The sequence below is a fragment of the Rhodococcus sp. ARP2 genome, assembly GCF_001029585.1.
GTDB classification, from domain to species: Bacteria; Actinomycetota; Actinomycetes; order Mycobacteriales; family Mycobacteriaceae; genus Rhodococcus_F; species Rhodococcus_F erythropolis.
Genome location: NZ_LEKE01000072.1, coordinates 1 through 3,521, shown reverse-complemented (window position 1 = coordinate 3,521; position 3,521 = coordinate 1). Strand labels below are relative to the sequence as shown.

Here is a 3,521-nt window from a genome sequence, read left to right as displayed (position 1 = left end):
CGCACCGTATCCACAACGTCATGTACCGGGACCAGAGATCCCTCTCCCCTGGCGGCAGCGACGTCTCGGGGCACGTCGAGTCCGTCTTCTGTATTGAGATATCCGAGATGAAGGACAGTCACTGCGAGTCTGTCCTTCCGGTAGCCCTCTCTCAACGCGTCGGCAATGCCGTTGATCGCGAACTTCGATGCACCGAACGCAACCTCCGGCCTACCGCTTCGCGGGAGTCCCGAGGTGGACCCGGTCAAGATGATCCGAGGTCGAGGACGGCCCATCATTCTCGGGATCAGGCGCTTGAGCAGGAGAATTGTGGCCGTGATGTTGGCGTTGATCATTTCGAGCATTTCGACATCGGATTGATCTGTGAACGCATAATCGGAAGTGAAGGCATCCCCTTCCCAAATTCCGACGTTGCAGATCAGGGTATCTACACCACCGACAAGCTCCTGATCGATCGAATTCGCTGCCGTAACAGGATCGGTCAGGTCGGCTTCGATCCACTCGGAGACGTCGAACCCGTCAGGACGCCGACGCGATATGCCGAGAACTTCGTCGCCATCGCTCCTCAGACCCTCGATCAAAGCACGACCGAGACCTCGGCTCGCACCGACAACAACCGCCCTCGCCACAATTACACCCTTCGTCGTCGCTCGAACCGATCCTATCGATCCAGCCGTCGCCGGTAGTTTCGTCGAGAAGCGAGAGACTCAGATTCGCACCGTAGTGCAGCTGGACAACTACGGGCTCGCCAATATTTCAGCCAGGGCACTGGCGAACTCGCGTGCTTGGTCAGAGGTGATGGTGGAGGCGGTCACACGAAGTGCCCGGTGGCACTGACCCGGCGTCGCCGAGAACTGACTTCCGTCCCGCACGAGCCAGCCAGACTCGGCGAGTCGCTCGACAATCGGTTCGGAATCCCGATCCAGCGGAACCCAGACATTGAGTCCGTCGAAAGTGTCAGGAACCTCGATATCATGTTCTGACAGTGCAGATTTCAGAAGGGTTCGGCGGCGCTCGTAGACAGCGCGAGCATTGGCGAGGCCGTCGATCACCGTCGGATCACTCAGCAGTTCAGCACTCAAGCGCTGCTGCAGGTGACTGACCCAGTTGGCGCCCGACCGGAGATGAGTGCTCAGCCGAATGCCGGTGTCGAGGTCCGAGGCGACCACTGCCACGCGCAGGTCGGGCCCGAGAAATTTCGACACGGAACGAACAAGCGCCCACCGCGTCGTGCTCATCGGAGCGAGCCGACAGTACCGATTGCTGGACACGGCAGAGAAGTGATCGTCCTCGATTACCAGAACGTGAGGGAACTCGGCCAGGATGCTTCCGAGAATCGCCGCTCGGTCGGCGCTCATGCTGACCCCGGTGGGGTTGTGCGCACGAGGGGTGCAAATAATCGCGCGCACACCACTTTCGAGAGCACGCAGCAGCCCTTGCGGGGTAATACCCGAAGTGTCGATGTCCATCGGTACCGCTCGGAAGCTGTTGGCTTTGAGCGTTCCGATGCTCGCCAGGAAGCACGGATCCTCGATCGCGACGGCGTCACCTCGGGTCAAATGAGCGGTCAACAGTCGCTCGACCGCGTCAACGGCACCGTTGGTGATGGTGATCGAGCACGGCCTTGGAACCTCGTCCTCGATCGAGGAACGTGCCCAGGAATCGAGTAGAGGCTCGGTGGCTGCGGCGCCGTACAACCGGGGCGTGTAAGTGGTCCGGTCCAACGAGGCTCTGAGATCAGGCAGCAATGCCGGATCAGGATTTCCGCTGGCGAGATCCACGCTGCCAGGAAGAGCGATACCGCCTTCTCCTTCCAGGAACGGTATGGCTCGCACGAAGCTGCCGCGCCGGCCCTGTGTCTCCACAACTCCCGCCGCCACGAGCAAGCGATAGGCTCCGGCAACTGTGTTCCGGTGAACCTCGAGATCGTCGGCCAAGGCCCGTATGGGCGGCAACGCATCCCCTGGAGCCAGTACCCCAGCACTGATGAGATTGCGGATGCCCTCGGAAATCTCGCCCGCTGTCCCGCGGACGACATAGAGCCTCACCTGGTCCGCCACAGTGCTGGTCACAGGCTCACTCTATTAGCACATGACAAAACCTCCACGCTGTGACACATTGTCACATGACAAAAAATCTGCGAGGAGACACATGATACTGCCCGGACAATTCCGCCTCTCGGACGACGCGGTCGCCGACTCTCTCCGCGCCGGTGGATTCGGACACCTGGTCACACCGGGCCCCGAGACCCTCGAAGTCACGTCGATGCCACTGCTGTACAACGCCGAAGGAAACGTGTTGGAGGGGCATCTCGCCCGGACGAATCCGCATTGGCGATACACCGGGACATCGGAGTCTCTGGTGATCCTCCCCGGCGCCGACGCCTACGTGAGCCCCGAGTTCTACCCGAGCAAGAGCGTCCACGGGAAGGTTGTCCCGACGTGGAACTACGAAGTTCTCTACGTCTACGGCCAACTGGTTGCGCACGACGACGAGCAGTGGCTGCGTGCGCACGTCACCGCACTGACAGCTCGACATGAATCCGGCCGTGAGAACGAATGGAAGGTCACCGACGCGCCGCCGCAGTTCGTCGATGCGCAGCTGCGAGGGATTGTGGGGATCGAACTGCACGTGGCCCGTGTCTACGGAAAAGCGAAGTTGAACCAAAACCGTTCCCCCGCTGATCGCTCCGGCGTCATCCGGGGTCTGGAGAAGGGCTCATTCTCCGAACGAGAGACCGCCGCAGCGATGGTCGCCGCCGGCCTCGACAACGGTTGACCGTTACGCCGTCGTCGTACGCCTTGTCTAGTCGCACATTCAGGTGAGCGGTTTTCCACCCGTCACGCCGATGACTTCCCCAGTGGTGTAACTGGATTCGCCAGAGGCGAGAAATACATAGGCGGGAGCAAGCTCGGCCGGCTGACCTGCCCGCCCGAGCGGAACGTCGTCCCCGAACGTCTCGAACTTCTCCTTGGGCATCGTCGCCGGAATCAGTGGCGTCCAAATCGGTCCAGGTGCAACGGCATTGACCCTGATTCCCTTTCGTGCGACATCGGCGGCCAGTCCCTTGGTGAAGTCGATGATGCCCGCCTTTGTCGTGGCGTAATCGAGCAGCTCGGGCGACGGGGACGCACCTTGGATGGACGAGGTATTCACGATCGTCGATCCGGGCTCCATCTGCGCGATCGCTGCTTTGGAGAGCCAAAATAGTGCGTAGAGGTTGGTTTTCATCACACGGTCGAATTGTTCGGTGGTGATATCGGCGATGCCGCCCATCTGCACCATCTGAAACGCGGCGTTGTTCACCAAGATGTCGAGTCCGCCGAGTTCACGCACCGCGGTTTCGACCAAAGCAGAACAATGTTCCTCGCTTCGGAGATCTCCCGGCACCGAGACGGCTTTGCGACCTGCCTCCTCGACCCAGCGAGCGGTTTCCCGAGCGTCCTGTTCTTCCTCGTCGAGATAACTCAGGACAACGTCCGCGCCTTCTCTGGCAAATGCAATCGCGACCGCACGTCCGA

4 protein-coding genes are annotated in these 3,521 nt (G+C 60.8%); 1 reads left to right on the top strand and 3 read right to left on the bottom strand.

Annotated elements, in window-relative coordinates; genetic code table 11:
• Together ABX74_RS19810 and ABX74_RS19805 are read right to left on the bottom strand one after the other, a co-directional pair.
• The coding region (locus ABX74_RS19810; protein ID WP_047889522.1) for an SDR family NAD(P)-dependent oxidoreductase at nucleotides 1–629 on the bottom strand (629 nt) is incomplete at its 3' end.
• 108 nt (nucleotides 630–737) lie between these two features.
• On the bottom strand, nucleotides 738–2,072 hold the full coding sequence (locus tag ABX74_RS19805; RefSeq protein ID WP_223257969.1) for an aminotransferase class I/II-fold pyridoxal phosphate-dependent enzyme: 1,335 nt from the start codon (nucleotides 2,070–2,072) through the stop codon (nucleotides 738–740).
• A gap of 79 nt (nucleotides 2,073–2,151) precedes the next feature.
• On the opposite strand from ABX74_RS19805, the gene ABX74_RS19800 reads away from it, so the two are divergent.
• Entirely contained in the window at nucleotides 2,152–2,778 is a 627-nt protein-coding gene (locus ABX74_RS19800; protein WP_047889521.1) for an FMN-binding negative transcriptional regulator, read from the top strand.
• Nucleotides 2,779–2,817: 39 nt separating this feature from the next.
• Here ABX74_RS19800 and ABX74_RS19795 read toward each other — a convergent pair.
• Nucleotides 2,818–3,521 (bottom strand): SDR family oxidoreductase (locus ABX74_RS19795; RefSeq protein ID WP_047889520.1); only part of this gene is annotated, 704 nt, incomplete at its 5' end.

What these genes read in the sequence shown, in the direction of transcription:
- ABX74_RS19800 (WP_047889521.1), top strand. Translation starts at nt 2,152, where the DNA reads ATGATACTGCCCGGACAATTCCGCCTCTCGGACGACGCGGTCGCCGAC.